The sequence below is a fragment of the Arthrobacter sp. MDT2-3 genome (genome assembly GCF_059090465.1).
In genome coordinates this window covers 585,430-610,423 of sequence record NZ_JBNHFS010000003.1, presented here as the reverse complement: position 1 = coordinate 610,423, position 24,994 = coordinate 585,430, and the positions used below count along the sequence as shown (strand labels likewise).

General features: G+C 65.5%; 25 protein-coding genes and 1 pseudogene. 15 read left to right on the top strand and 11 right to left on the bottom strand.

Annotated elements, in window-relative coordinates; translation table 11 throughout:
* Positions 1 to 30: 30 nt before the first annotated feature.
* The gene (locus AC5RUQ_RS12665; RefSeq protein ID WP_493947674.1) at positions 31 to 1,746 is read right to left on the bottom strand and encodes a RecQ family ATP-dependent DNA helicase; all 1,716 of its coding nucleotides are present in this window, start codon (positions 1,744 to 1,746) and stop codon (positions 31 to 33) included.
* 255 nt (positions 1,747 to 2,001) lie between these two features.
* Here AC5RUQ_RS12665 and AC5RUQ_RS12660 point away from each other — a divergent pair, with 255 nt between their 5' ends.
* A complete protein-coding gene (locus AC5RUQ_RS12660) occupies positions 2,002 to 4,329 on the top strand; it encodes an FdhF/YdeP family oxidoreductase (protein WP_493947673.1) in 2,328 nt (775 codons plus the stop codon).
* An 18-nt stretch (positions 4,330 to 4,347) separates the two neighbouring features.
* Here the strand turns inward: AC5RUQ_RS12660 and AC5RUQ_RS12655 are convergent, their stop codons facing one another.
* Positions 4,348 to 4,677 carry a DUF6457 domain-containing protein gene (locus AC5RUQ_RS12655; RefSeq protein WP_493947672.1) on the bottom strand — a complete coding sequence of 110 codons (330 nt, stop codon included), beginning with the start codon at positions 4,675 to 4,677 and terminating at the stop codon, positions 4,348 to 4,350.
* Between the two features lie 320 nt (positions 4,678 to 4,997).
* Between AC5RUQ_RS12655 and fdhA the strand changes: the two are divergent.
* The 5 genes and pseudogenes from fdhA to AC5RUQ_RS12630 all read left to right on the top strand — a co-directional run bounded on the left by fdhA (position 4,998) and on the right by AC5RUQ_RS12630 (position 9,397).
* A pseudogene (gene fdhA, locus AC5RUQ_RS12650) lies at positions 4,998 to 6,215 on the top strand (formaldehyde dehydrogenase, glutathione-independent).
* Positions 6,216 to 6,327: 112 nt separating this feature from the next.
* Entirely contained in the window at positions 6,328 to 6,678 is a 351-nt protein-coding gene (locus AC5RUQ_RS12645; protein ID WP_493947671.1) for a GNAT family N-acetyltransferase, read from the top strand.
* Positions 6,679 to 6,793: 115 nt separating this feature from the next.
* Entirely contained in the window at positions 6,794 to 7,717 is a 924-nt protein-coding gene (locus AC5RUQ_RS12640; protein WP_493947669.1) for a serine hydrolase, read from the top strand.
* Between the two features lie 46 nt (positions 7,718 to 7,763).
* Positions 7,764 to 9,125: an MFS transporter gene (locus AC5RUQ_RS12635; RefSeq protein WP_493947668.1), complete on the top strand. Its 1,362-nt coding sequence runs from the start codon at positions 7,764 to 7,766 to the stop codon at positions 9,123 to 9,125.
* A 56-nt stretch (positions 9,126 to 9,181) separates the two neighbouring features.
* Positions 9,182 to 9,397 (top strand): hypothetical protein, encoded by a 216-nt coding sequence (locus tag AC5RUQ_RS12630; protein WP_163165516.1) that lies wholly within the window; start codon positions 9,182 to 9,184, stop codon positions 9,395 to 9,397.
* Between the two features lie 120 nt (positions 9,398 to 9,517).
* Here AC5RUQ_RS12630 and AC5RUQ_RS12625 read toward each other — a convergent pair whose 3' ends face one another.
* Positions 9,518 to 10,270: an ArsR/SmtB family transcription factor gene (locus AC5RUQ_RS12625; protein WP_493947666.1), complete on the bottom strand. Its 753-nt coding sequence runs from the start codon at positions 10,268 to 10,270 to the stop codon at positions 9,518 to 9,520.
* Between the two features lie 505 nt (positions 10,271 to 10,775).
* Here AC5RUQ_RS12625 and AC5RUQ_RS12620 point away from each other — a divergent pair.
* Both AC5RUQ_RS12620 and AC5RUQ_RS12615 read left to right on the top strand, forming a co-directional pair.
* Positions 10,776 to 11,777 (top strand): phosphotransferase, encoded by a 1,002-nt coding sequence (locus tag AC5RUQ_RS12620; protein ID WP_493947665.1) that lies wholly within the window; start codon positions 10,776 to 10,778, stop codon positions 11,775 to 11,777.
* A gap of 95 nt (positions 11,778 to 11,872) precedes the next feature.
* Positions 11,873 to 12,805 (top strand): 2-hydroxyacid dehydrogenase, encoded by a 933-nt coding sequence (locus AC5RUQ_RS12615; protein WP_493947663.1) that lies wholly within the window; start codon positions 11,873 to 11,875, stop codon positions 12,803 to 12,805.
* A 282-nt stretch (positions 12,806 to 13,087) separates the two neighbouring features.
* Here the strand turns inward: AC5RUQ_RS12615 and AC5RUQ_RS12610 are convergent, their stop codons facing one another.
* Positions 13,088 to 14,347 (bottom strand): MFS transporter, encoded by a 1,260-nt coding sequence (locus tag AC5RUQ_RS12610; RefSeq protein ID WP_493947661.1) that lies wholly within the window; start codon positions 14,345 to 14,347, stop codon positions 13,088 to 13,090.
* Complete coding sequence (locus AC5RUQ_RS12605) at positions 14,344 to 14,805, bottom strand: MarR family winged helix-turn-helix transcriptional regulator (protein WP_493947660.1); 462 nt, start codon at positions 14,803 to 14,805, stop codon at positions 14,344 to 14,346. The genes AC5RUQ_RS12610 and AC5RUQ_RS12605 overlap by 4 nt, the downstream gene beginning before the upstream one ends.
* 253 nt (positions 14,806 to 15,058) lie before the next feature.
* Here AC5RUQ_RS12605 and AC5RUQ_RS12600 point away from each other — a divergent pair, with 253 nt between their 5' ends.
* The gene (locus AC5RUQ_RS12600; RefSeq protein ID WP_493947658.1) at positions 15,059 to 15,502 is read left to right on the top strand and encodes a GNAT family N-acetyltransferase; all 444 of its coding nucleotides are present in this window, start codon (positions 15,059 to 15,061) and stop codon (positions 15,500 to 15,502) included.
* Here the strand turns inward: AC5RUQ_RS12600 and AC5RUQ_RS12595 are convergent.
* Positions 15,499 to 15,732, bottom strand: a complete 234-nt coding sequence (locus tag AC5RUQ_RS12595; RefSeq protein WP_430227888.1) for a helix-turn-helix domain-containing protein — start codon at positions 15,730 to 15,732, stop codon at positions 15,499 to 15,501. The two genes, AC5RUQ_RS12600 and AC5RUQ_RS12595, sit on opposite strands and share 4 nt — an antisense overlap.
* The gene (locus AC5RUQ_RS12590; protein WP_493947656.1) at positions 15,732 to 16,370 is read right to left on the bottom strand and encodes a hypothetical protein; all 639 of its coding nucleotides are present in this window, start codon (positions 16,368 to 16,370) and stop codon (positions 15,732 to 15,734) included. Before AC5RUQ_RS12590 ends, AC5RUQ_RS12595 begins: the two co-directional genes overlap by 1 nt.
* 279 nt (positions 16,371 to 16,649) lie before the next feature.
* Between AC5RUQ_RS12590 and AC5RUQ_RS12585 the strand changes: the two genes are divergently transcribed.
* The 3 genes from AC5RUQ_RS12585 (at position 16,650) to AC5RUQ_RS12575 (ending at position 19,162) form a co-directional block, all read left to right on the top strand.
* Complete coding sequence (locus AC5RUQ_RS12585; RefSeq protein ID WP_493947655.1) at positions 16,650 to 17,513, top strand: alpha/beta hydrolase; 864 nt, start codon at positions 16,650 to 16,652, stop codon at positions 17,511 to 17,513.
* 6 nt (positions 17,514 to 17,519) lie between these two features.
* Complete coding sequence (locus AC5RUQ_RS12580; protein ID WP_493947654.1) at positions 17,520 to 17,681, top strand: VOC family protein; 162 nt, start codon at positions 17,520 to 17,522, stop codon at positions 17,679 to 17,681.
* 71 nt (positions 17,682 to 17,752) lie between these two features.
* The gene (locus AC5RUQ_RS12575) at positions 17,753 to 19,162 is read left to right on the top strand and encodes an HNH endonuclease signature motif containing protein (RefSeq protein WP_493947653.1); all 1,410 of its coding nucleotides are present in this window, start codon (positions 17,753 to 17,755) and stop codon (positions 19,160 to 19,162) included.
* Between the two features lie 49 nt (positions 19,163 to 19,211).
* On the opposite strand, the gene AC5RUQ_RS12570 is transcribed toward AC5RUQ_RS12575, so the two are convergent.
* Together AC5RUQ_RS12570 and AC5RUQ_RS12565 are read right to left on the bottom strand one after the other, a co-directional pair.
* Entirely contained in the window at positions 19,212 to 19,607 is a 396-nt protein-coding gene (locus AC5RUQ_RS12570) for a DUF1801 domain-containing protein (RefSeq protein ID WP_493947651.1), read from the bottom strand.
* 149 nt (positions 19,608 to 19,756) lie between these two features.
* On the bottom strand, positions 19,757 to 20,941 hold the full coding sequence (locus tag AC5RUQ_RS12565; protein WP_493947650.1) for a metallophosphoesterase family protein: 1,185 nt from the start codon (positions 20,939 to 20,941) through the stop codon (positions 19,757 to 19,759).
* Between the two features lie 208 nt (positions 20,942 to 21,149).
* On the opposite strand from AC5RUQ_RS12565, the gene AC5RUQ_RS12560 reads away from it, so the two are divergent.
* From AC5RUQ_RS12560 to AC5RUQ_RS12550, 3 genes are all read left to right on the top strand, one after another.
* Entirely contained in the window at positions 21,150 to 21,356 is a 207-nt protein-coding gene (locus AC5RUQ_RS12560) for a hypothetical protein (RefSeq protein ID WP_493947649.1), read from the top strand.
* A gap of 41 nt (positions 21,357 to 21,397) precedes the next feature.
* Positions 21,398 to 21,901, top strand: a complete 504-nt coding sequence (locus AC5RUQ_RS12555; RefSeq protein ID WP_493947647.1) for a mycothiol transferase — start codon at positions 21,398 to 21,400, stop codon at positions 21,899 to 21,901.
* A gap of 227 nt (positions 21,902 to 22,128) precedes the next feature.
* Entirely contained in the window at positions 22,129 to 22,509 is a 381-nt protein-coding gene (locus AC5RUQ_RS12550) for a VOC family protein (protein ID WP_493947646.1), read from the top strand.
* 138 nt (positions 22,510 to 22,647) lie between these two features.
* Here AC5RUQ_RS12550 and AC5RUQ_RS12545 read toward each other — a convergent pair whose 3' ends face one another.
* Both AC5RUQ_RS12545 and AC5RUQ_RS12540 read right to left on the bottom strand, forming a co-directional pair.
* Entirely contained in the window at positions 22,648 to 23,082 is a 435-nt protein-coding gene (locus AC5RUQ_RS12545) for an ester cyclase (protein ID WP_493947645.1), read from the bottom strand.
* Positions 23,083 to 23,635: 553 nt separating this feature from the next.
* A complete protein-coding gene (locus AC5RUQ_RS12540; RefSeq protein ID WP_493947643.1) occupies positions 23,636 to 24,946 on the bottom strand; it encodes a hemolysin family protein in 1,311 nt (436 codons plus the stop codon).
* Between the last annotated feature and the right edge of the window lie 48 nt (positions 24,947 to 24,994).

Genomic DNA, 24,994 nt, shown 5'->3' with positions numbered 1-24,994 from the left:
GTCCTTCCAGCGTACCTAAGCCGGCAGCACCTAAGCAGGCTTCAGGAGTTCGTGCTCCACGACGGCGGTACGGGACAGGGTCTTGTATCCCTCCTGCTCGAACAGGACGGTGATGACGTCGTCCTCGTGCCGCATCACCAGCCCCGGACCCCACTCCTTGTGGACCACCGACGATTGGAGCGGGAACGGGTCCCCGGCACTTGAGGCCGCCTGTTCCGGGGACCCCGGGCCGCCGTCGTCGTGCCTCCCTGTTCCCCAGGCAGGAGCATCACCGGGAGCACCCGCGCGGCTGGCAGCATCCGCGCAGGCGTCGCAGTTGCCGCACGGTTCCGGCAGGTCCTCGCCGAAGTAGCCCAGCAGGAACTGCCGCCGGCAGCTGTCCGTCTCCGCGTAAGCGCGCATCATGGTGAGCCGCGACTGGTCCACGCGCTGCCGGGCCTCGGCAAGCTCGACGGCGCGGTCCACCAGGGCGGGCAGTTTGGCTTTGGAGGTGAGGCGGATGCCGCGCTTGCCAGTGGTGACCGCGCCAGTCTCCTCCAGCTGGTTGACCAGCCCGGTGATGCGCCGTGCGGGGAAGCCGGTGAGCTCCGCCAGGGAGGCTTTCGGCGCGGGTCCGCCCGCGGCCTTGAGGACCTGCAACACCGCCAGCAGCGAGTCCGGATCAGGGGAGTGGGTGCCGAAGAACTTCCGCAGGCCAAGGTCCTCGGCACGGTAGTGCAGCACTGCGGAAGCGGGGTCGCCGTCACGGCCCGCCCTGCCGATCTCCTGGTAGTACGCGTCCAGAGCCTCCGGGATGTCCGCGTGGACCACGAACCGGACGTTGGGCTTATCGATTCCCATGCCGAAGGCGGTGGTCGCCACCACAACGTCCAGCTGGTCGTCCAGGAACTGCTCATGGATGCGCTCGCGGTCTCCTGCGGACCGGCCGGCGTGGTACGCCTCCGCACGCAGCCCTTCCTTGTCGAGCTTCGCGGCATACTTTTCCGTATCCTTGCGGGTGGCGGCGTACAGCAGCCCCTGCCCGTCATCCCGGGCCAGCGCCGCAACCTGCTCCAGCACCGCCTTGCGCTTGCTCCTGTCCTCCTGGTGGCGGACCACATCGAGGGAGATATTTGGCCGGTCGAAGCCGTGGACCAGGACCAGCGGGTCCGTCATACCCAGCCGCTCCGCGATCTCGTCCCGCACAGGCGGCGAGGCAGTGGCGGTCAGGGCAGCCACGGGCGGGTTGCCCAGCCGTTCACGGACGTTGCCGAGGTTGAGGTAGTCCGGCCGGAAGTCGTGGCCCCAGGAGGAGACGCAGTGTGCTTCGTCCACCACGAACACGGAGATGTCCAGTTTGGCGATGCGGTCCACCGTTTCCTGCTTGGCCAGCTGCTCGGGCGCGAGGAACAGGAAAGTAGCCTCGCCCGCCTCAGCCGCCTGCCAGGCGGCCTCCACCTCGCCGTCGCTGCGGGCGGAATTGACGGCGACGGCCGCCCCTTCGCCCAGCTCGTCGGCCAGCCCGTCCAGCTGGTCCTCCTGCAGGGCGATGAGCGGGGAAACCACGACGGCGGGTCGCCCCGTTGCGTTGTGAAGGTGCCGGGCGGCCACTTGGTAGATTGCGGATTTGCCGTAGCCGGTGGGCATCACGGCGAGGACATCGCGGCCTTCAACGAGGGCGCGGATTCCGTCCAGCTGGCCATCGCGCAGGTGGGGCAGGGAAAAGGAGGACGCCGCAAGGGCGCTGAGGGCAAGATCGTCGGACATTTGGGAGCGGCTCCGCACAGTGGGTCCTGCGGCCGCTTGCTTCAGCCGAGACATCAAGCCTAGCGCGGGCCGGGACCGGCGTCGTCCTGGACCAACTGCCATGTGGACAACGGGCACTCCGGTTCTTTCCCATTGTCCACATACGGGGTGCCCCATCCTTGACTTCCCAGCCACCCTGAACAACTGTGGAAGGAACTGGTCCGCCGGCGTGTGCCCTGGCTTGTGGGGACCAGGAACAGCCGAGGAGTGTGCAGCGTGACGCGGAAGAACCCGAAGGTCGAAGAGGCGGACGAGTCCGAACTGGAGGTGACCGGCCACCCCAAAACCTGGGCCGCCGGTGTGCCAGGGGTCTATCACTCGATGCAGCCGGCGCTCAAGCACATGGGAGTGGAGCGCTCGCGGAAGACCCTGCTGGCGCTGAACCAGAAGGACGGGTTCGACTGCATGAGCTGCGCGTGGCCGGATCCGGGCCACCGCAAGACGTTTGAATTCTGCGAGAACGGGGCCAAAGCGGTGACCTGGGAGGCCACCCCCGTGGTCATCGGCCGGGAATTCTGGGACGAGCACCCCGTCAGCGAGCTGCGGCACAGGTCCGAGTACTGGCTGGGCATGCAGGGCCGCCTGACCGAACCCGTGTACAAGAAGGCGGGCGAGGACCATTACAAGCCCGTCAGCTGGGATGAGGCATTCAGCATCATCGCCGACAAGCTGAAGTCCCTCCCGGACCCCAACCAGGCCGCGTTCTACACCAGCGGCAGGACGTCCAACGAGGCTGCCTTCCTCTACCAGCTGTTCATCCGCGCCTACGGCACCAACAACCTGCCGGACTGCTCCAACATGTGCCATGAGTCCTCCGGGTGGGGCATGGGGCAGACCATCGGCGTGGGCAAGGCCACGGTCTCCTATGACGACTTCGCCAAGGCGGACCTGATCATCATCATGGGCCAGAACCCGGGCACCAACCATCCGCGGATGCTCACCGCCCTGGAGGAAGCCAAGGAGGCCGGAGCCCGCATTGTCGCCGTGAATCCGCTGCCGGAGGCCGGCCTAATGCGGTACAAGAACCCGCAGAAGGTGAAGGGCATCATCGGGCACGGCACGGACCTGGCGGACCAGTTCCTGCAGGTGCGGATTGGCGGCGATATGGCGCTGCTGCAGGCCGTCTCGAAGCGTGTCCTTGAGGCCGAGGCCTCGAACCCCGGCACCGTGCTGGACCATGAGTTCCTGGCGGAGCACTGCGACGGGCTGGAGGAACTCAAGGCCCACCTCTCCCGGCTGGACGAGTCCGCCGTCCTGGAGGCTACCGGGCTGCGCATCGAGGAGATCGACGAGCTTGCGGCCCGCTACCTCGCCGCGGACAAGGTGATCATCACCTGGGCCATGGGCATCACGCAGCAGAAGAAGGGCGTAGCCACCATCAAGGAGATGATCAACCTCCTGCTGCTCCGGGGCAACATCGGCAAGCCAGGTGCCGGCGCCTCGCCCATCCGCGGGCACAGCAACGTCCAGGGCGACAGGACCATGGGCATTTGGGAACAGATGCCGCCGGCCTTCCTGGACGCGCTGGGGCGGGAGTTCGATTTTGAACCGCCGCGTGACCACGGGCTGGACGCCGTCCAGACGGTCCGGGCAATGCGCGACGGCGGCATCAAGGCTTTTATCGCCCTCGGCGGCAATTTCGTGGGAGCAATTTCGGACACGCATGCAGCTGAAGCAGCGATGGAGAAAACGGAGCTTTCGGTCCAGATCTCCACCAAGCTCAACCACTCACATGGCGTGACTGGGGCCGAGGCGCTGATACTGCCCACCCTGGGCCGGACCGAGATCGACAGGCAGGAATCCGGACCGCAGTTCGTTTCGGTGGAGGACACCGTCTGTGCGGTGCACGCCTCACATGGCACCGTTGAGCCGGTGGCGCCGGGGTTGCTGTCCGAGATAGCCATCGTCTGCCGGCTTGCCGCGGCCACGCTGGGGGACCGGACGTCGGCCGACTGGGCAGGATTCGAAAAGGACTACGACCTGATCCGGGATCACATCTCCCACGTGGTGAACGGGTGCGAGGACTACAACCGTAAGATCCGGCAGGATGGTGGGTTCGTCCTGCCCAACGGCCCCCGCGACTCCCGCACGTTCAACACACCAACTGGAAAGGCCATCCTCACTGTCAACGAACTGGAGCATGTGGAACGCCCCGCGGGGACCCTCATCCTGCAGACCATGCGCTCGCACGACCAGTTCAACACCACCATTTACGGGCACAACGACAGGTACCGCGGCATCAAGAAGGGCCGCGAAGTGGTGTTCGTGAACCCCGCGGACCTCACCGAGCTGGGCCTTGAGGACGGGCAGCACGTGGACATCCACGGCGTGTATTCGGACGGTGTGGACCGGGTGCTGCGGAATTACCGGGTGGTGTCCTACCCGTCGGCGCGCGGCTGCGCGGCCGCCTACTACCCGGAGGCGAATGTTCTGGTCCCGCTGGAGAGCGTGGCCGAGGGCAGCCAGACGCCGGCCTCCAAGGCCGTAATCGTCCGGCTGGAACCCGTTCCGGTACTTGAAGAGGAGCCGACGGCGGCGGGATAACTACTGCGCTGTTTCAAGCTACTGCGCGGTGTCGGCCCAGCCCTTGCTGGCGGGGCCGCCCTCGTGCCCGTCGTCGCAGAGCCTGAAAGCAACACTGGCAGCCCTAACCACCGCCGCGCTGGAGGCCTCCCTTGTCCCCGCGCTGCCGGTACCGGCCTCCAGCCCGGCCGCATAGCCCACCAGGAAGGTGGTGACCGGGGCGGCTGGGTGGATTATCGAGTCCGCTGACCTGCGGGCCAGGTCAAGGAGTAACTCGTTGTCCACGTCCAAATCCAGAATCTGCAACGCCTGGGCAAGCCGGTTGCTCCACTGGTCGAGCACCCGTGCTTCTTCTTCACTGACTGCCATGGTTCGCTCCTGTCGTGAGTATCGGGCCAACTGCTGGGTGGCTGCTTTCCGGTGCCGACACTACAAGGCTTCGCAACGGAAGTCATGGGGTCCCTAAAACCCCCTATCCCAAACAGGGTAGATCTCCCTCCCCGCTGGCTCTGGAACTGCCATCCTGCCCCGCCTAGACTGGCCGAACCTCAGGCCAGGGGCGTCAGCACCGATCACTTGGCTCCACAGAAGGCGCCACATTGATCAGGCCGGGCCCTGCCTGCAGGGGTACTACACCTACCCAAAACTACGGCTGCCCCACCGGGCCGGCCTGACTTCAGGAGAAACAGATGACAGGGAACAGAGCCGTTGCCTACAAAGCGCCAGGCAAGGTTGAACTTATCGACATCGACTATCCCAGCTTTGAACTGAAAGACGGTCCGGGCGTGAATCCGGCGAACGTGGGGCGGGCCGTCAACCATGGCGTGATCCTCAAGACCGTGGCCACAAACATCTGCGGCTCCGACCAGCACATGGTGCGCGGACGCACCACCGCACCGCCCAATCTGGTGCTGGGCCACGAGATCACCGGCGAGGTGGTGGAAGTGGGCCGCGACGTCGAATTCATAAAAGTCGGAGACCTCTGTTCGGTGCCGTTCAATATTGCCTGCGGCCGCTGCCGGAACTGCAAGGAACGCAAGACCGGCATCTGCCTGAACGTGAACCCTGACCGCCCGGGCAGCGCCTACGGATACGTGGACATGGGCGGCTGGGTGGGCGGCCAGGCCAACTAGGTGTTGGTGCCGTACGCCGACTGGAACCTGCTGAAGTTCCCGGACAAGGACCGGGCGATGGAGAAAATCCTGGACCTCGCCATGCTTTCGGATATTTTCCCCACCGGGTATCACGGCGCGGTCAGCGCCGGGGTGGGTGTTGGTTCCACCGTCTACGTGGCAGGAGCGGGCCCGGTTGGCCTCGCAGCGGCGACCAGCGCGCAGTTGCTGGGCGCCGCCGTCGTCATTGTTGGTGACCTCAACGAGGACCGGCTGGCACAGGCCCGAAGCTTCGGTTGCGAAACGGCGGACCTCACCAAGGGTGGCCCGGCGGAGCAGATCGAACAGATCCTTGGCGTACCGGAAGTGGACTGCGGCGTGGACGCCGTCGGCTTCGAGGCCAGGGGACACGGCCATGGAAAAGACGCAGAGGAGGCGCCGGCCACGGTGCTGAACTCGCTGATGGACATCACCGCGGCGGGCGGCGCTTTGGGCATCCCAGGCCTCTACGTCACCGGTGACCCGGGCGGGATTGACGAGGCCGCCAAGAAGGGCGCGCTGAGCCTCAGCCTGGGCACCGGCTGGGCCAAGTCGTTGAGCTTCACCACGGGCCAATGCCCGGTGATGAAGTACAACCGGCAACTGATGATGGCCATCCTGCACGACAGGGTGAGCATCGCCAAAAACGTCAACGCCAAGCCCATCACCCTGGAAGAGGCACCCAAGGGCTACGCGGAATTCGACGCCGGCGCAGCCACGAAGTATGTCCTCAACCCGAACGGATACCTGAGCTAAGGCGTGACGGCGGGCGGTGGTCCAGCCGGGAAAATCGATGCGGAAATAAGGGCTGCCCGGCCCGGGTTAGGCTTTGCAGGGGCAGCAACGTAACCGCATTGAAGGAGTTCCCTTGAGCCAGATCACCGTCCGCCACAACCCCGACCGCCAGCGTTTCGAAATCCTCGACGCCGGCAACGTGATCGGCAAGGCAGCCTACAAGGATTACGACGGCGGTGCCTCACCCCAGCGGATTTTCTACCACACCGTGATCAACGAGGAATACGGCGGCCAGGGCCTCGCAGGCCAGCTCGCCACCGCGGCCCTGGACGAAACGGTGAGCGCCGGGCGGGGCATCGTTCCCGTGTGCCCGTACATCAAGAAGTTCCTGACAAAGCACCCGGAGTACGACGGCAATACGGTCCGCACCGCTCCAGCCCACCTCGAGTTCCTGGACACAGCGCTCTCGGCACGCACCCGCTGACGGACACGGACACTCAGGCAGCTCCCATACTCGTGTGATTTAATCAGCAGCCTTAGCATTGGTGTGCGCTGGGCGCCCGATGTGATTTTTTGATCATCCGAGTTGCAGGAGTTCTATGTCGGCGGACCCAGCGCTGCGCCCGGCGGGGCGTCACTTCAGCGCGTCCCGGAAAGGGCAAAGAGTTCTGCTGCTGGCGCTGCTGTTCTCTGCCGTTGCGTTGGTCATTGGGGCCAGCCTTGTTTTCGCAGCCGTCCGGTCCGGGCCGTTGGCGGGCGCAGCCGGTCCAGTCCCCGCCGCTGTCCCGGAAGCCCCCGTGGCTGTCGCGCCGGATTCCCTCGAGGACCGCATCAATTCCGTCCTGAAGGAGAACGACGAATACAGGATCGGGCTGGCTTTGGCGGACGTGTCCGGCGATGCGGCGCTGACTTTCGGGGACCAGGAAGCCTTTACGGCCGCCAGCACCGCGAAGATCATCACGGCGGCGGCGTACTACCACCTGGTTGAAAACGGCGAGGCCGCGTTGGATGAGCCTTTAGGGGACTACGACGCGGCGTTCCAACTCGAAGCCATGGTGAACGAAAGCAACAACGATTCGTGGCTGCTGCTGATGGACGCGGTGGGCTACCCTCAGCTGACTGAATATGCCGCCTCCATCGGCGTCGCCTACGATCCGGAGGAGAATCTGCTGACTCCTGCGGAAATGGCCCTGGTCCTCAAGCGGCTCTACGCCGGGGACCTGCTGAACGCGGAGAACACCGCCCAGTTGCTCGGTTACATGCAGGACACCAATAACGAGGAACTGATTCCAGCCGGGTCCCAGGCCGGCGTCGAGGTCTTTCATAAGTACGGGGAATTTGGCGGCGAACTTCACGACGCGGCAGTCCTAACGTACCGCGGCTCGTCGTTTGTGCTGGTGGTCTATACCGAGAATCCCGCGGGCAGTAAAGAGCCGGGGCAGGCTGACGTCATCCGCGAGCTCACCGGCCTCGTTGAAGAATCGTTGTTCCCACCCGTGCAGGCCGGCGGCCAGGCACGCTAGTTCATCAAAGTCGCACATGCCGGTTCGGGTGCACCAGACTGTTTCCGTGAGCAACAAACCCCGGACTGCCCTGGCCGTCGCCGGCCTCAGCCTGGGCACGGCACTGAACCCCCTCAACTCCTCGATGATCGCCGTTGCCCTGGTGGTGCTCCGCGCAGACTTCGGGCTCGACGTCGCCGCCGTCACCTGGGTGGTCACCTCGTTCTACCTCGCCTCGGCGGCCGGGCAGCCGGTAATGGGCAGGCTGGCCGACAGGTTCGGACCGCGCCGGATGTTTATGCTGGGCATGGCACTGGTTGCCGTCACCTGCGCGCTGGCTCCGCTCGCACCGAACTTCGCCCTGCTCTGCGTGGCGCGGGCCGTGATGGCGCTGGGCACGGCCACCGCTTATCCCAGCGCGGTGGTGATGGTGGGAGCCGTCGCGCACCGGGCCAAGGTGGATTCCGCGCGCCCGCTGGGCCGGCTCCAGATGGCCAACACTTCGGCGGCGGCAGTGGGCCCGGTAGTGGGCGGCCTCCTGGTCAGTTTCGTGGGTTGGGAAGCGCTGTTCCTGATCAACGTGCCGCTGGCGCTGGCCGCGTTGCTGATCGTCAGGCAGGCGGCGCCGCACGATGAGACGCGGGAACGTGGCAGCATCGCCGAGCTTGTCAGGGACTCGGACATCCCGGGAATCCTGGGTTTCGTGTCCGCCCTGCTCCTGGTGATGATGGCTGCGTTGAACGTGGCGCCCGGCTACCGCTGGTGGATGCTGGCCGCCGGAACTGCGATCGGTGTGTTGTTCGCCTGGCGCGAGCTGCGGTTCAACCGTCCCTTCCTGGACCTGCGGCTGCTGGGGCGCAACCGGCCGCTGATGCTGATCTACCTGGGCTTCGCAGTGTTCAGCAGCGTCTACTACTTTGCGTTCTTCGGCCTGCCCCAGCTGCTGCAGGAAGCGGGCGGCTACGATCCCGGCGTCGTTGGCCTGCTGATGCTGCCGCTGGCCACGATGTCGGTGGTCGCCACCCCGTGGGCAGTCAGGGCGATGGGCAGGTTCGGCGTGCGGCGGGTGCTGATTGCCGGCGTCGTGCTCCTGACTGCGGCGGCCGCGCTTATGTGGCTGCTGACCGGAACGCTCGTGATCCCGCTGGTGGTGGTGCTGACTGCCCTGATGGGCGTCCCCTACGGAACGGTGAGTATTGCCACGAACCAAGGCATGTTTGTCTCCACCCGGCCGCAGGAACGTGGCGTCGCGGCAGGGATCTACCAAACCTGCCGGTACGTCGGTGCCATCACCGCCACTGTGATGATCGGCGTTTTCGCGGCCGGCGGCGTGGACCAGGGAAGCTGGGCACGCATGGTGCTCGCCATGCTGGTCCTGTGCCTGGTGACGTTCGCGGTGTTCCTGCTGTGGCGGCAGCGCACGGAGTAGGGCCGGGGCGTCGAGGGCCCGGGACGGGCTGCCGGCGTGGGGTCTATCGTGGAGTTATGGACAATCCAAAGGTGCAGCTGTACCTGGATATCACGGCGAAAGGCCTGTGCATCCTCGGCGCCGCGCTGATGATCTTCGGCCGGGGCGGATGGTTCTACGTGGGTGTTGCCACCGTGGTCCTGGGTGTGCTGTTCATCGGGGGTTCGCTGGTGGCCACACGCAACCTGCGGCGCAGGGGATGGGACGGCACCAACCGGCCGCCGGCCGGATAGCGCGCCCAACCCCCCCCGATCGCGCGCCCCCGGCTGATGGGCTGCGCCCGCAGAGCAGCAGTTTCCATTCCTCCTCGGCGCCTCCCGCCGGCGTCGGTTCCTCAGCTGTGCAGCACCGGTTCAGGTGTACATCAGCGAGCCGGGCGTGGTGAGTTTCTCGCCGGTTTCCAGCCAGGTCTTCAGGCCGGACAGAATCATTGGCCAGCCGCCGTAGAGCTGTTCGTTGGCGCCCTCGCGGAGGTCGCTGTGGGTTACGGTGAGGCGGCAGGAATCGCCCACCGGCTCGATGTCCCAGGTGACCTTCGAGGTCCCCTCGGCCTTGACGTCCTCGCCCCAGAGGGCGCGCATGGTCTGCACGAGCCGGCGCGGCGGGTCCACCTCAAGGTTTTCGCCTTCACCCAAGGGTGCGCCTGCTTTGACGTTGTTCATGGTGAAGCTGCTGCCTGGGGTCCAGTCCGTTTCGATGGTGTTCCCGAACTGGTACTTGCTGCGGATTTCGCTGTCCGTGATGGCTTCCCAGAGCCGCTCCGGCGTGGTCTTGATGTAGATTTCGAAGATTTTTTCCATGGGACTTTCCAATCTGGATTTGAGGTCGCTGAGGCCAGCGGCCCATGGTTCTGCATATTTGCTCACCCAGCGGTCGTGGACGAGCCGGATCGGGACCGGGTTCAGGAAGTGCAGCTTTTCTCGCCCCCGGCGCCGGGTCACCACCAGCCCGGCTTCCTCCAGGATCTTGAGGTGCTTGGCGATCCCGAACCGGGTCATGTCGAAGCGTCCTTCGAGAGCGCCCAGGGTCTGGCCGTCCTCGCGGAAGAGCTCGTCGAGCAGCTCCCGCCGGGTGGGGTCGGAGAGTGCCTTGAACACGTCGTCCATAGGAATTATGATATGTGACCATATGGTCACCTATCAAGCCTTTTTCAGTTTCTGGACGCCACCGTCTGGTCCCGGTCCTGGAAGACATCCTCGCCGGGACCGGTGAAGGCCCGTGAGCGCTGGACTGCTTCGATTGAACCGGTAAAAGCTGCAACACCTGCGGCTCAGCCTGAGGCCGCGAGCCGTGGCGGGCGGAGGTTCCCAGTCCGCGCAGTGGCTGCGGACGGTGGGAGGAGGCACCGCCGTCGGACGCTGCACACTGCCACCGCAACGGCTGCCGCGCCGCCGCGAGGTGGCCTGGAGCTCCGGACGCTTGCGGTTGAGGCGCAGGACGAGCTTGCGCAGCAGCAAGGACAGGACCAGGCCTGCGGCCACTGCCAGCGTGACGGCAATGAGGAGCATGGCGGGATTCAGTAGGTCTCGCATTTATTAACCTGTATCAAGTTCAGGGGGAGGGGTCGAAAGTCACTCGGTCCTGGGCGTGGTGCGTGTCAGGATGGTTCTCATGCTGCCGTTGAGTCAGATCGCCGCGTTGCGAACCACCGTTGACGACGAGTGGCGGTCGCCGGCGGCAGACGCGGTTGGCCGGCCTTGGGGGATTCCCGCCGGTGGCCTGCGGTACTGGCGTTCCTCGGCGGCGCACGTGTTCGTTGTTCCGCCTGGCGGGGACGCCCGTGGAGTGCTCTACGCGCGCTTCGCCCCGACCGGGTCCGCGGCGGGAGCGCGCCTGCAGCGCGGAGCGCAGCTGCATGCCCGGCTCAACCACGCCGGGGCACCCGTGGCGGAACTGGCAAGGTCACGCGGGGGCCGGGCGGTGGAGCTTGTCCAGACGCCTCTCGGTGAGATGGCAGCCTGCGTGGTGCGAAGGGTGGACGGCGAAGAGCTGGACGTGGATGAGCTCGACGCCGGCGCTGCCGCCGCCTGGGGTGCAGCGCTTGCGGAGTTCCACCAGGCCGCTGGGCGGGTGGAGCCCGTGGGCCGCCAAGAGCAAGCGAACGTGTTTGACCGCCTGGTTTCACATTCTGACCAGGACCTCGCCGACGCTGCCCACGCCCTGAACAGGCTGCATGAAAGCCTGGAGCCGGGGCCGCTCGTCATGGGGCATGGGGACTTTGAGCTCGACAACCTGAGATGGTCGGAAGGTAAAGCAACCTGCTTCGACCTCGACGAATCCGGGTTTACGGCCGCCGCCGCCGATGTCGCCTCCGCGATTCGGGACCTGATCGGCAAAGTTCCGGGCAGTCCGGAGCACCCTGAACTCCTCGAAGCGTTCCTGACGGGCTACGGGCAAAAATCCGGCCTGGCGGTGGGTATGGGGGACCTACTGCTTCACCGCGCAGCCCTTGCAGCACAGCACATCCTCGAGGCGCCCGCAGTCCTGGACCTGGACGCCACTGTCCTCGACTCCGCCGGCAACGGCTGGCTCAAGGAGCTGAACGGCTCCCTGACCGGCTACTACGGTGATCAGCGGGACATCGTCCTGGCAACAGCGCGGGTGCTGGCCTAAAGCGGATTGGCGGGAGGAGTCATCTAACTGCTCTTCCGCCGGACAGCCCACTAGGATCACCTTATGAATTCCTCACACAAGCTCGTGGCGGCGGCATGAGCCGGCGGCTGCGGGTGTGCCTGCCCGACCAAAAGCTGCTGGATGCGCTGGAGCCGATCGACGGCGTCGACTTCGTTCTCTGGGATCTGACTGGCCCTGCTCCGGAAGGCCGCTTGGACCTGTTGGTACCGGCCTATATGGGCAAGCCGGCGGCGCTGGCGGCCCTGGAGGGCGTGGACGTTGGGCTGGTGCAGAGCCAGTCGATCGGGTACGACGGCGTCGCGGACGTGCTGCCCAACGGTTGCGTTTTCGCTAACGCGGCCGGGGTCCACGAGACTTCGACGGCCGAACTGGCGCTGGGAATGATGATCGCCAGCCAGCGCGGCATGGACGACTTCGTGCGGAACCAGGCCAGCGGGACATGGGACAACAGCCAGCGGCCCAGCCTCGCGGACCGGCGCGTGCTACTGGTGGGCTACGGGGGAGTGGGCAAGGCCATTGAGGCGCGGCTCCTGCCGTTCGAAACGCACGTGACCCGGATGGCCAGCCGCGAACGCGAGGACCCTGCCGGGAAGATTTTCGGGATCGACGCGCTGTATGAACAGCTGCCGCTGCACGAGATTGTGGTGGTGAGCGTCCCCCTGAGCGAGCAGACGCAGCAGCTGGTGGACGCGAGATTCCTGGCTGCGATGCCCGATGGGGCCCTGCTGGTAAACGTGGCCCGCGGCCCGGTGGCGGACACCGACGCCTTGCTGGCGGAGACGTCATCCGGCCGTTTGCGCGCCGCTTTGGACGTCACGGATCCCGAGCCGCTGCCGGCCGGCCATCCGCTGTGGACTACCCCCGGCGTGCTGATTACCCCGCACGTTGGCGGGGCCAGCTCGGCGATGTTTCCGCGGATGGTCCGGCTGGTCAGGCAGCAGATCGGGCTGCTGCTCGATGGCGAGGAGCCGGTGAACGTGGTGCTGGGCGGTTCGTCCCGAAGCTAGTTATGGCGGATAGCCGCATCGAATGGTGCGGCGGCCTGTGCGGGCACGGCGCCGGCTCCTAAGCTGCTGGGCCTATGTCCACTTTTGAGGTCCGCCGCAGCGTGGTCATTCCTGCCCCCGCCAAGGTGTTCGCCCTCTGAATGAACATGGACAAGCTGGTGGGATCGGACTTCGGACGCGGGCTGAAATCGCTCACGGAGGCTGTGGCCGCAAGAAAGAGCTGACGACGGCGCTGCCCCTTGTGCGTGGGTGCCACCGTGAACGCCTCACAATGGTTCGTGCTTACACCGCGGGCTCGCGCCGCCTGCGGAAAACGGTCCGTAGGTTGTCGCGGAACGTTAGCTGATTCCGCCTGCTGACCACGATCACGGCAACCAGGGCGGTCACTAAAACGACCGCACCCCCGGCAGCTACGGACCAGCGCGCGCCGAACTCAGAGCCGATCCAGCCCATCAGCGGCGCCCCCACTGCGGTTCCGCCCTGCAGGACCGCCAGGTAGAGGGCCAGCACTCGCCCTCGGAACTGTGGCTCCACGGAGAGCTGGATGCTGGTGTTGCAGCTGTTCAGGAAGGTGATGGACGCCAGGCCGACGGGTATCAGCACCGCGGCGTACAGCCAGAACGACGGCGACACGCTGCCAAGGAGCGTGAAGAACCCGAGCCCGAGCGCACCGCCCAGCAGGTACCGCAGCCGCGGCCCGGCCCGCCGTGCCGCGAGCAGCGCGCCGGCCAGTGTTCCCACCGCCATGATGGAACCGAGGAGCCCGAATTCGCTGGGGCCCACACCGAACTCGGTGGTGGTCATCAGCGCGTTGATGATGGGAAAGTTCATGCCAAAGGCGCCGAGGATGCCCACCAGGACCATAATCAGCACGAGGTCCGGCCTCTGGCGGACATAGCGGACGCCTTCGGCCACCTGGTGCTTCCCGCGGCCTGCCTGGGCGGCCGGGGCCAGCTCCGAGGCGCGGATCAGGAACAGCGAGATGATGACGGCGGCGTAGCTGGCAGCGTTGAGCAGGAAGACGGGCCCGGTGCCTACCCAGGCGATGAGCACGCCGGCGACGGCGGGGCCGGTGAGCCGGGCGGTGTTGAAGGACGCGGAGTTCAGCGCCACCGCGTTGGAGATGTTGTCCTGCCCCACGAGCTCCGAGACGAAGGACTGGCGGGCGGGGGCGTCGATGGCGCTGGCGATGCCCAGGCAAAGGGCGGCCAGGTAGGCGTGCCACAGTTGGGCGGTGCCGGTCACCACCAGCAGTCCAAGCGCCAGTCCGGTGAGGCCCATGGCCACCTGCGTCCACAGCAGGATCACCCGCTTGCGGTAGCGGTCCGCCAGCACCCCGCCGTACGGGCCAAGCAGCAGCATGGGAAGGAACTGCAGGGCGGTCGTAATGCCGACGGCGGCGCCTGAGTGGTTAGTGAGGACGGTCAGGACCAGCCAGTCCTGGGCCACCCGCTGCATCCAGGTGCCGACGTTGGACACCAGCGCACCGCCAGCCCAGATCCGGTAGTTGCGGTTTTCCAAAGCCCGGAACATCGCACTCATTTGCCGCTCATCTCCTGCATGATGTGCGCGGCGCGGCTCAGCACCAGCCGGTCCTCTTCGCTCAACCCCGCCACCCGCCGGGCCAACCAGGCCGTCCGCTGGTTCCTGGCCTCTGCCAAAACGGCCCGGCCCGCGTCGGTGATGTCCACGTGGACCTGCCGCCCGTCGTCGGGATTGGCGGCCCTGGAAACAAAACCCTGGCCTGCCAGGGCATTGACGATCCGGGTCATGGACGGAGCCTGCACATGCTCCCGCTCGGCGAGGGCGCGGAGGGTCTGCGCCCCGTTGCCGTTGAGCTGGGCCAGGACGGTGTACTGGCCCGGGGTGATGACATCACCGGTTGCCTCGACGCGGAGCCGGCGGGATGTGCGCATCACGGCCGTGCGGAGGTCTATGGCCAGGCTGTCGGGGCTGACCGACTCTGGCGTTTCAGTGTTCACGGTTTTGGTGGTGGTCACGCTTGCGTTGCGCCTCCTGAAGATGCTTAGCAATGCTAATTAGTCCTGCTAATAAGTATGCTGCGGTCCCCACAGAAGGGCAAGGCTTAGGAGGTTGATATGTATCACCCGGGCGGCACGAACGGCGCTTTCCCTCCGGGACGGTTAGGTTGCCTGCCGCTTGGTTAGGCTGAAGCATGGACTATCAGCTGCGCCAGGCCACCCCGGAAGATGCCGAGGCGGTGGTGCTGATGCACACGCTGTCCCATGAGGAGTGCTACCCCACCTGCTGTCCCCGCAGTTTTTCGCCGCCCGCCGCGATGCGATTCCGGAACGGGTGGAACGCCGCCGGAAGCACCTGGACGGCCCTGACCCGCGGATCATCGCCGTGGATTCCAACAATGAAGTGGTGGGATTTGCCGACGCCGGTCCAGGCCGCGACGAGGATGGTCCCGTTCCGCTGGAGCTGTACTCGATCTACATCCTCGGCCGTGCCCAGGGCGTGGGGTTGGGAGCAGCGTTGCTGAGTGCCGCGATCGGGGAGTCTCCCGCGTACCTTTGGGTGCTGGAAGCCACCCCTAGGGCTCAGGCTTTCTACCGCCGGCACGGCTTCCGGCCTGACGGCAAGCGGGGCCTGCTGCCGCCCGAGTGGGAAAGCGTGCCCGAGCTGCGGATGGTCCGGCCTGCACTGCAAACGGAGCAGCCGTCCGGCAATTAGCGGGAAGCAGCCGGGTCCGTCACCAACAGGTCTCCCACGTCGCATTCCAACTCCCGGCAGACGGCTGCAAGTGTGGAGAACCTGATGGCTTTGGCCCTGTCATTCTTCAAGACCGACAGATTAACAAGGCTCACGCCAACGCGTCTGCTTAGTTCGGTCAGGGTGATGCCGCGCTGTTCCAGCAGTTCGTCGAGGCGGCAATGGATGCCTGTTGTGTCCTCGGCCGGCATCAGACCAAGCCCTCGGTGTCCTTCTGCAGGCGACCGCCGAACTGGAAGACTCCGGCCACCAGGATGAGCACAAAACCAGCCACTGCCGGTGCAATGTTGAAGTGGCCCACGAAGCTGATGCCCGCTTCCGCGGTCCGTGCATTTACCCCAATAGCTTCCGCAAGGCGATTGCGGGGGACTTGGTCGAGAACCTGCCCAACGCTGCCGGCCACGGCCACGACTGCACCACAGGTTCCAATGATCCATACCCAGCCCGCGGTGAACAGGTTTTCGCCCTTGAATCGGAAGGCGAGCAGGAACAGGAGTAACAGCACGGCCAGTATGCCGGTGTGATTGAGAGCTCCGGCCCATGCCAGCAGGACAGCCTCGCCTGCGGGGAGTGCGGGGATGGCGGCCTCGACGGCCGTGAAGTGCGCTTCCGCTCCAAGGCGCAGGCCCTCAGGGGCCGTTTGTGTGGTGGACAGCGGCAGGGTCAGCGTCACGGGACGGGTAAAGAAGCCAATGACGCCGTCAATAGTTAGAGCGGTCGTCGCAACAGCCGCTGCGGAAGAGGCAATCATCAGCGCCACCGCATCCGTCCTGGATACGACCCTTCGACTATCCCGTGCCCGGCGCGCGGCGCCCTTATACAGCTTCATGCTTCCCCCAACTAGTTATCGATTACCAATAATAACGACAGCCGATAACCTACTGGTCAGCCAGGGGACGTCAGGAACACGGACTACAGATCGATGCGACCCACCGCCCCCTGCGGGACGGCTTGCCGGTGGCCTGCGGCGGGAACCGAGGAGGCTACTTGCCTACCTGCGGGAACCGAATGGGCGGTCTGGGATTCCAGCCAAAGGAAAATCCGGGACGCAGCCCGGTTGCCGGTGCCATCCTGAAGCTGTTGCAACATTCCACTGAAGGGGCCGGGTATGGCTGCTACCGCTGAGGCTGTTCTCCATGACGGCACCGTCATTCCTGTTTCCGTTCACGGCGCGGGTCCTGCGCTGCTGCTGCCGGTCCGGCTCGCGCCGCATCCGCCGGCCGAGGCCGAGACCATCCGTAAGTGGGGCGGCGATCCTGAACTGGGCCCGGCTTTGATGCAAGGACTGTCCCGATCGAATCGGCTCATCGTGGCGGACTATGAGGGCCACCGGTTGGCCCAGCCCGCGGCGGAGACCCTTACTCCTGAGAACCTCGCCGCCGACTTTTTGGCCATTGCCGATGCGGGCGGCGCCGGCGCCTTTGGCTACTACGGCTACTCCTGGCTGGCCCTTGCCGGCCTCCAGCTGGCCCTGCGCACTGACCGCCTCCGGGCGCTCGCGATGGGTGGCTTTCCGCCCCGGGACGGGCCATACCGGAGCATGCTGGCGGTCACCCGCGCGGCCCACGCCGCGTCCACGCAGCCACCTGACCCCTCCGCCGTCGCGGTCGACGACGCCGAGCCGGGGGACTGGGACTCGGTGTCCGTGCAGACCACCGAGGCGCAGAGACAACAGTTCGTCACCCTGTACGAGGCGCTTCAGGATTTCGACGACGGCGCCGCCGCAGTGCCGCCTGGCCTGTTCCGGCTTGCCTTTGCCGGGTCCGAGGACCAGATCGACTACAGCCCGCAGTGGGGTGGTGTCCGGGTGAGCATCGGGGAGCCGCTGGCCAGGCACCGCGACGCGCTCACCGCCGCTGGCTGGGACGTGCAGGTCCTTCCCGGGCTGGACCACCTTGGCGCCATGCACAGTTCAGTGTTGCTCCCCATCCTGACCGGTTGGCTCAGGAAAATCGGCTGGACCCGGGACTAGGATCAGGTGATATCGGCTCTGGACGGCCTTGATGACATTCTTTCCCGCCTCGCCGCCCACGGCGTTGAGCACGAGCCGGTGGAAACCTACGGCAACGGGGTGCGCCACGTCGTCGTCCTTGATCCGGACGGCAACAGCCTCTCCTTGGCCGAGGCGCCGTCGGACTAGCCTTCCGCCTCTGCGAATCCGGACGGGAGCCCTCTCCGGCAATTGTCAGACCCCGTTGTCATGATTGGTTTATGGGGAAAGCGGCGGTGGTGAAGGCGTTCGAGGACATCAATGCCGCTCTTGCTGTGCTCACTGCTGAGGCGGATGGGTTGGGTTCCGAGCCGTTCTCGGAGGCTGATCCGTTAGCCGGCCTTGCCGATGGTTGCCTGGACATCCTTGCCGGCGGCGCCGGGGTCCAGGCCCGGGTGTCGGGATTATTGGCCAAGGCCACCGGGACATACGCCGACGCTGCGCGGGCCGCCGTGGCGCCGGACGCGCCCGTTCAGGGACAGGAAATGGCGAACGCGGCGGAAATCGGCAGTGTCCTGGCCCTCAGTGACCGGGCCGCCGGCGCGCTGCTGGCCGCATCCTACGCCCTGACCACTTCCTTGCCCAGGACGCTGGCGGCCCTGCAACGCGGAACGATCTCCTGGCAGCACGCCAGGGTGATGGTCGATGAGACCGCAACTTTGGATCCGGCCGGGGCCGGGGCCTTGGAGGACCACTTCCTGGACCCGGACACACCGAGACCGGCCGCCGCGGCAACGATCGGGCAGATGCCGGCGTACCGGTTCAAAGCCAAAGCCCGGACCTGGCGGGAACGCCACCACGCCGAGTCCATCGAAGTCCACCACGCCAAGGGCGTGGCGGACCGGCGGGTGGAGTACCGGCCGGATCAGGACGGAATGGCCTGGCTCTCCGCCTACTTGCCCGCCGACCAGGCGTTGGCGGGCTGGAACCGGCTTACGGCCATCTCCCGGGGCATGCAGGGACCGTACGAAACCCGCACCCTCACCCAGCTCCGGGCGGACACGTATTCTTCCGCTCTCCTCAGCAGCGGAAACAGCAGCAACCGCGGCCCCGGCAGCACCGGCGACGCCGGCGGGGTGGGAACCGGTCCCGGGCAGGGATCATTTATTCGGGCACAAGTCCTGGTCACCGTGCCTGTGTTCTCCCTGCTGGGCTTCACTGACGAGCCGGCGATGCTGGACGGGCACGGCCCGATCCCGGCGTCGATGGCACGGACCCTGGTCGCTAACGGGGCCGGCTCGTTCTACCGGGTGTTGGTGGATCCGCGGGACGGGGCTCCGTTGGAGATCGGCCGGACCAGCTACCGGCTGACCATGGCCATGCGGAACTGGCTGCGGTTGCGGGACGGCAAATGCCCGTTCCCGGGCTGCAGCAACAACTCCCTGGACAACGAAGCAGACCACCTCCTCGCCTGGCACCAAGGCGGCACCACCGGCATATCGAACCTGGGCCAGCCCTGCCCCAGACACCACAAACTCCGACACACCGGCGGCTGGAAACCAACACCAGCCACCACAACCGAACCACCCGGCTGGACCTCACCCACCGGCAGGCACTACAACAGCGAACACCAGGAGTGGGAACCACCCCACTGGCCGGGCGAACTGAATATCCGGCCGACCCGGAACTGAGACGGGAAGGTGACCTGACCTTGACAACACGCGGGCATCTCCGTGGTTGTTACTGTCCCGCCTTGATTTTCCGCCAGCCGCCGGCGCGGTTGTTGGTGATAATCGCGCGGAACATCTCCACCAGGGCTTCCTCGTTGACCGGCTCACCCTCGTAGCACGAAATCATCCTGCCGGTCTTGTTGCCGTGGCCCCCGGTGATGATGTTGTGCGGGTCCGGGGTGATGCCGCCGTCGTACAGGAACACGTTGACGTGGTCCTTCGCCGCGAGCAGCGCACAGATGTTGCCCTGCAGGACAAAGTACGGCTGGACGGTGCGTTTGATGGTCTCCTCGACCGCGGGATCGGCGGCGTGGACCAGGTCCCGCACCTGCCGGCAGATGTCCTGCTGCCAGGGCGGAAGCACGTCGATGTACTGGTCAACGCGGGGGTCCTTTACATAACTCACCGGTGAACTCCTTCTCCCAAAACCTATGGTTCCCCGATCCGGCTGGGAGCGGAAGGGGTGATCCCGGCGGGCAAGGCGTCACGCCCAAGGGGTGGCCTGCGATGGAAGCCTGCGCCGTCGTACTTTCTGAAAACGTAAGGAAGCAGCCGCTAGAGCTGTGCCGGTCCCAGGGGCAGGGGAGAGATCGGCTGGTCATTCGCCGTCAGGTCAATGCCCAGGTCCTTGGCGAAAACGAGCCGTGTCTCCTTGTATATTCCCGCGTGGTTCTCGTCCAGTTCGAAGACGCGCGCGCCGCGGAGCCTGTTGCGGTCGGCGCCCGGCAGCCCGTAGGCGCCGAAACCTGTCCCAGGACCGTAGCCAAGTTCCACGCCATAGTAGTTGCCCACGTAGGTGTTGACGTGGTCGTGGCCCACGAAGTAGCCGCGCACATCCCCGCGCTCGAGGAAAGCGTTGAACAGGCCGGAGTTGAAGGGGCCGGGGCACTCGTCCTCGTTCCGCTCGCCCGTGATGTGGTGCTTCTTCACGGCGCGCTGGTGGTCCGCGTCCGTCCGCGAATCGATGCTGGCGAACCACATGTTGCGGTGCTCGTGAAGGGCGATGTGCCCCCACATGAGGGACGGGATCTTCCTCCCGTATTTCTGCTCGGTGGCGATCGAGAGGTTGCGGTACCAGGTGACCTGGTCCATCCGTACCCAGTCCCAGTCCGGGTAGCCTTCGAAGTCCTGGCCGTTGATGCTGTCCGGTGCGTAGCGGCCGGTGTCGATGAGCCACAGGCCGAAGGCAGGATCCTTGGATTTGGAGGACTGGACCAGCAGCAGCGAGTTGGACGTTCCGGTGACGCCGTCGGTGGTGTCGCCATTGACGTTGTATTCGTAGGTTTGCAGGAACTGGAGCATCCTGGCTTCGGTCATCCCGGTCCTGGCCACGGAGTCCTCATCGTGGTTGCCGAACGTGATGGCCCAGGGGATCTTCCGGCTTTCCATCGGCTGGACCACGTGGTTCAGTGCCTGCTTGACCTCCAGTTCCGTATCGCAGCCGCCGTTGATGACATCGCCGTTGATCACCACGAAGTCCGGCTTCTCGGCGTCCAGGGTGCGGTCCATCAGCTCGATGGTCCGGCGGTCCGTTTGCTCGTCGTCCTGGGTGTCGTTGAACTGGACTACCCTGAAGCGGCCGTCCGGGCGGAACGCGAGGGTTGGCTTCGGCGCCTTCGCGCCCGGTGCTGCCGTAGCCCCGGTTCCCGCGGCCGCTATGGCTCCCAGCGCGCCCAGAGTTCCGGCGGCTGCCAAAGCGGCCCGCCGGCTGAAGCTGGGCTGGTGGATTTTGGTGGTCATGGTTGCCTTCCTGCCTGTTGCGCGGCCACGCTTCCGGCCGCCGTCCCTGCGACAGTAGGAAGCCCCGGCGTCCGGGTTCCAAACGCGCGGTGAACAACAGATGGGGAGAGGGGGTGACGGATTCGCAAGGGCCGTCCTGACCGCCAATACGTGTCCCGCAGGAGGGTCCGGGCCTGTTGCCCCACCCCCGGGTGTGAGACCATCCGGTATGAGTGAAAACAACAAACCGGACGCGGCCGCTGTGCCGGTAACCGGGGTAAACGACCATGCGTGGGAGCGGGAACACCGTTATCCCACGTCTGAGCAGGCCCGCTCCATCGGCTACCGCAGAAGGGACGCAGAGGCCAAGTTGGAGCAGCGTCTGCGGGAGGCCCGCGACAAGTCTGACGAGGAAACCGGCGGCCAGGAGAACTAGTCAGAGGGTCTTCGGCAGGTCCGAAGCGATGAGGGGCACCAATGAAGTCCAATGAACTGCTGCTGGACTCCTTCAGCAGAATCAGGGAAACAGTGGAAGCCACACTCAAAGGGCTCGACGACGGGGCCCTGGCCCGGCGGCCCGGTGGCACCGGGAACTCAATCGCGTGGCTGATTTGGCACCTTGCCCGGGTGGAAGATGTGCAGGTGGCCGACGCCGCGGGACTGCAACAAGTGTGGACGGCGCAGGACTTCGTAGGCCGCTTCGGCCTGCCCCTGTCCCGGAACGACACCGGCTACGGACATTCAAGCGACCAGGTGGACGCGGTACAGGCGCCGCCGGAACTGCTGCTCGGTTACTACGACGCTGTCCACCGGCAAACGGTGGAGTTTGTGCAGACGCTCGGCGATGAGGATCTGGACCGCATAGTAGACACCCGTTGGCACCCGCCGGTCACCCTCGGGGTCCGGCTGGTGAGCACCATCGCGGACTGCCTGCAGCACGTGGGGCAGGCCGCCTACGCCAAGGGCTTAAGGCAGGCATAGTGAGAATGAATTACCTATTTCCGTCCAGGGAATTCGGTTCCATAATGGCCACGTAGGCGTCGGGGACCCCTGCGGCGATTCTTGCTGGGGGGCGCAGCAGGGTCCCAGGTGGCTGGCCCGGTCATGGCGGAACGGGCGGCCACGCGGCCTCGGATTAGGGGTATTCCGGGTACGTAAAAGGGGGAGAGCATCCCCGCCAACGCGAACAATGCACAAAGGAATCGATCATGCTCAAGGACTCAGCAATTATGGCTGTCCTGCCCGCGAAGGACATCAACCGGGCCAAGGAGTTTTATCGGGACAAGCTGGGTTTGGAAAGTTCCGAGTCCATGGAGGAGTACAGCCTGCTGTACCGCTGCGGCAATGGAACGAGCTTCCTCATCTATCAGACGGACAACGCAGGGACGGCGAAACACACCCAGATGGGCTGGGAATCGGACAACATCGAACGCGACATGGAGGAACTGCGGAGCCGCGGCGTCGTATTTGAGGATTACGACCAGCCCGGTTTGAAGACGGAGAACGGCCTTGCCACGACCGACTGGGGAAAGGCCGCCTGGTTCCTGGACAGCGAGGGGAACATCCTCAACGTCGCCCAGCGCACCTAGCGCCGGAGGGGACGCGTCAGGGCGCCTGACTGAAGGAACGTACGACGCCGGCGCAGGCGGGCGGCTCCGCCAGGTGAACCGCGTTTGGACCGGACGGTCTGGCCTGCCGTTAAGAGGCAACGGCAGGCCGGGCGTCCGTCAGTGCGAAGACAACTCGCGCATCAGTCCGAGCTGTGCCAGGAACTCCACTTGATCGAAGTAGAAGTGGTGGGAGGCGATCTCCCCGCCCTCGACCCTGGCGATGTCACAGCTCCGGATCCTGATCTGCTTGCCGGTGGGCTGATGGGCTTCGCCGGAGGGCATGCGCAGTGGTCCGGTGTTCGTACCGACCACGTACCCCTCGTCAATGGCCACGTTGCCGGCTTCGTGCCTCTCCGCGTACTCGTAGTGCACGTCGGGCAGGGCTTCCCAGAAGTGGAAGAGATAGCTGGTGATGGCGTCCCGCCCGTTCAGTTGCCCTTCGTCGGGGGTGTAGGCAACGGCGTCTGCTGCGTAGCAAGCTGCCAGCACGTCTTTGTCTTTGTCATTCATGGCGGTGGTGAGGCGATCCATGACTTCGCGTGCCTGTCCCATTGTGGACCTCCAATTTTTGGGCGGCCTCACGGAAGCGGAGGCCGCTTCGTAGATTGGCTCCGGCTGACTGCTGGAGCCAATCTAATTGCACATCTGCGCGGATTTACCTGTCAATCACCTGAGCATCGGAGGTCGCTCTTCGAGAAGGGGGGCGTGGGCAACCGCGATGAACTCGTGGCCAAGCTCCTGGTGTGAGACAGCAGTACCGATGAACACCACTGTGTGAGACGCCCAGAGAGCGTAAAATGGAGTCGGCTCCGGTGGTTCCGATCCACTTCCGAACCCGAGCTTTTCGAGATGGATTTCATCATGCTCAAGTCACTGTTTTGCAAGCTGAATCTCGGACATCATTGGCTACTCGAAGAGGATCCGAAAGGGACCTTCCGCCGGCGCTGCACGCGGTGCGGAAAATACGACAAGGGTACCCAAACGTGGTCGGGGCACTTGCCTTCCGCGGACCGTCCACCTCAGCACGACAGCAGGAAATACTACTGACGACGCATGAAGCGCTCCATAGCTTTCTGCGCCGCGGGCTTCCGGTCTGATTCCCGGTCTACTTCCCGGTCGACGGCGGTTCCTGCCCGTCCGTCGGCGTCACCCGGATCCGCGTGACGCGTAGCCGGTCCATCGCCGTTACGGTCAGCACATGGCCGTCCGCTTCCACGCCGTCTCCCGTCCGCGGCAGCCGCCCCAGCCGGTCAATGACGAACCCCGCGACTGTCTCGTAATGCCCCTCCGGCAGTTCGATGCCGGATGCCGAAGCGAACTCCTGAAGGATGAGCCCGCCGTCCACGTCAAGGGATCCGTTGGCCCTGGTAACACGGTCCTCGGCGTCCGCGCCGGCGTCGTACTCGTCGTAGATTTCGCCCACTAGCTCCTCGACCAGGTCCTCAAGAGTGACAATGCCGTCCGTGCCGCCGTATTCGTCCACCACCAGCGCGATGTGCTGGCCCAGCCTCCGCATCCGCTGCAGGGAGGGCAGCACTTTGTTGGTCCCCGGCAGCGGAAGGATCTCCCGCGCGATGTCCCGCACGTGCCCGTCGTCGTGCTTCCCGTCCCGGGGCACGAGGTCACGGACGTGGATGAAGCCAAGGACGTCGTCGGGCGTTTTGTCCATCACGGGATAGCGCGAATAGGGGGCGTCCCTGACCATGCTGAACGCCTCGGCGATGCTGAGGTTGCCATTGATGAAGGTCACCTCGGTGCGGGGGCGCATGACCTCCTGCAGTGAGCGGTTTCCGGCGGCGAAGACGTCCGAGAGGATGCTGCGGCTGTGCTCTTCCAGCACCTCGCTCTCAGCCACCATGTCCCACAGCTCCTCGGAGCTGACGCTCTCCTGCTTGGCATTCGGGTCACCTCCGAACAGCCTCACGACGGCGTCCGTGGACACGGACAGCAGCCAGACGGCGGGCCGCATGATTTCGGAGAGGACGCCCAGGGGCGGGGCCAGGACTTTCGTGAAGCCGACGGCACTCTGCATGGCCAGTCTCTTGGGCACCAGTTCGCCGAGGACCAGGGAGAGGTAGGCGACCAGCAGCGTCATGCCGATGAAGGCGATCGGTTCCGCGGAGGCGCCGAAACCGATGCCTTCCAGAAGGGGTTCGACGTCGGGCGCGATGGTGGAGGCGCCGTAGGCAGCAGAGAAGAAGCCGGACAGCGTCACGCCGATCTGGACCGTTGAGAGGAACCGGTTGGGGTTCCCGGCCAGCGCTGCGATTCGGGCGCCGCGCTTTCCAGACTTCTCCATCCGGCGTACCTGGCTCTCGCGGAGGGAAACCAGCGCCATCTCCGTGCCGGCGAACACCCCGCCCAGCAGCACGAAAAAGAGGACCAACAGGAAATTGAGCAGGGTGTCGCTGTCCATGAACAGAGATTACCTAATGGAAAAGCCCGGCAGCAGCAGTGCGGAAGC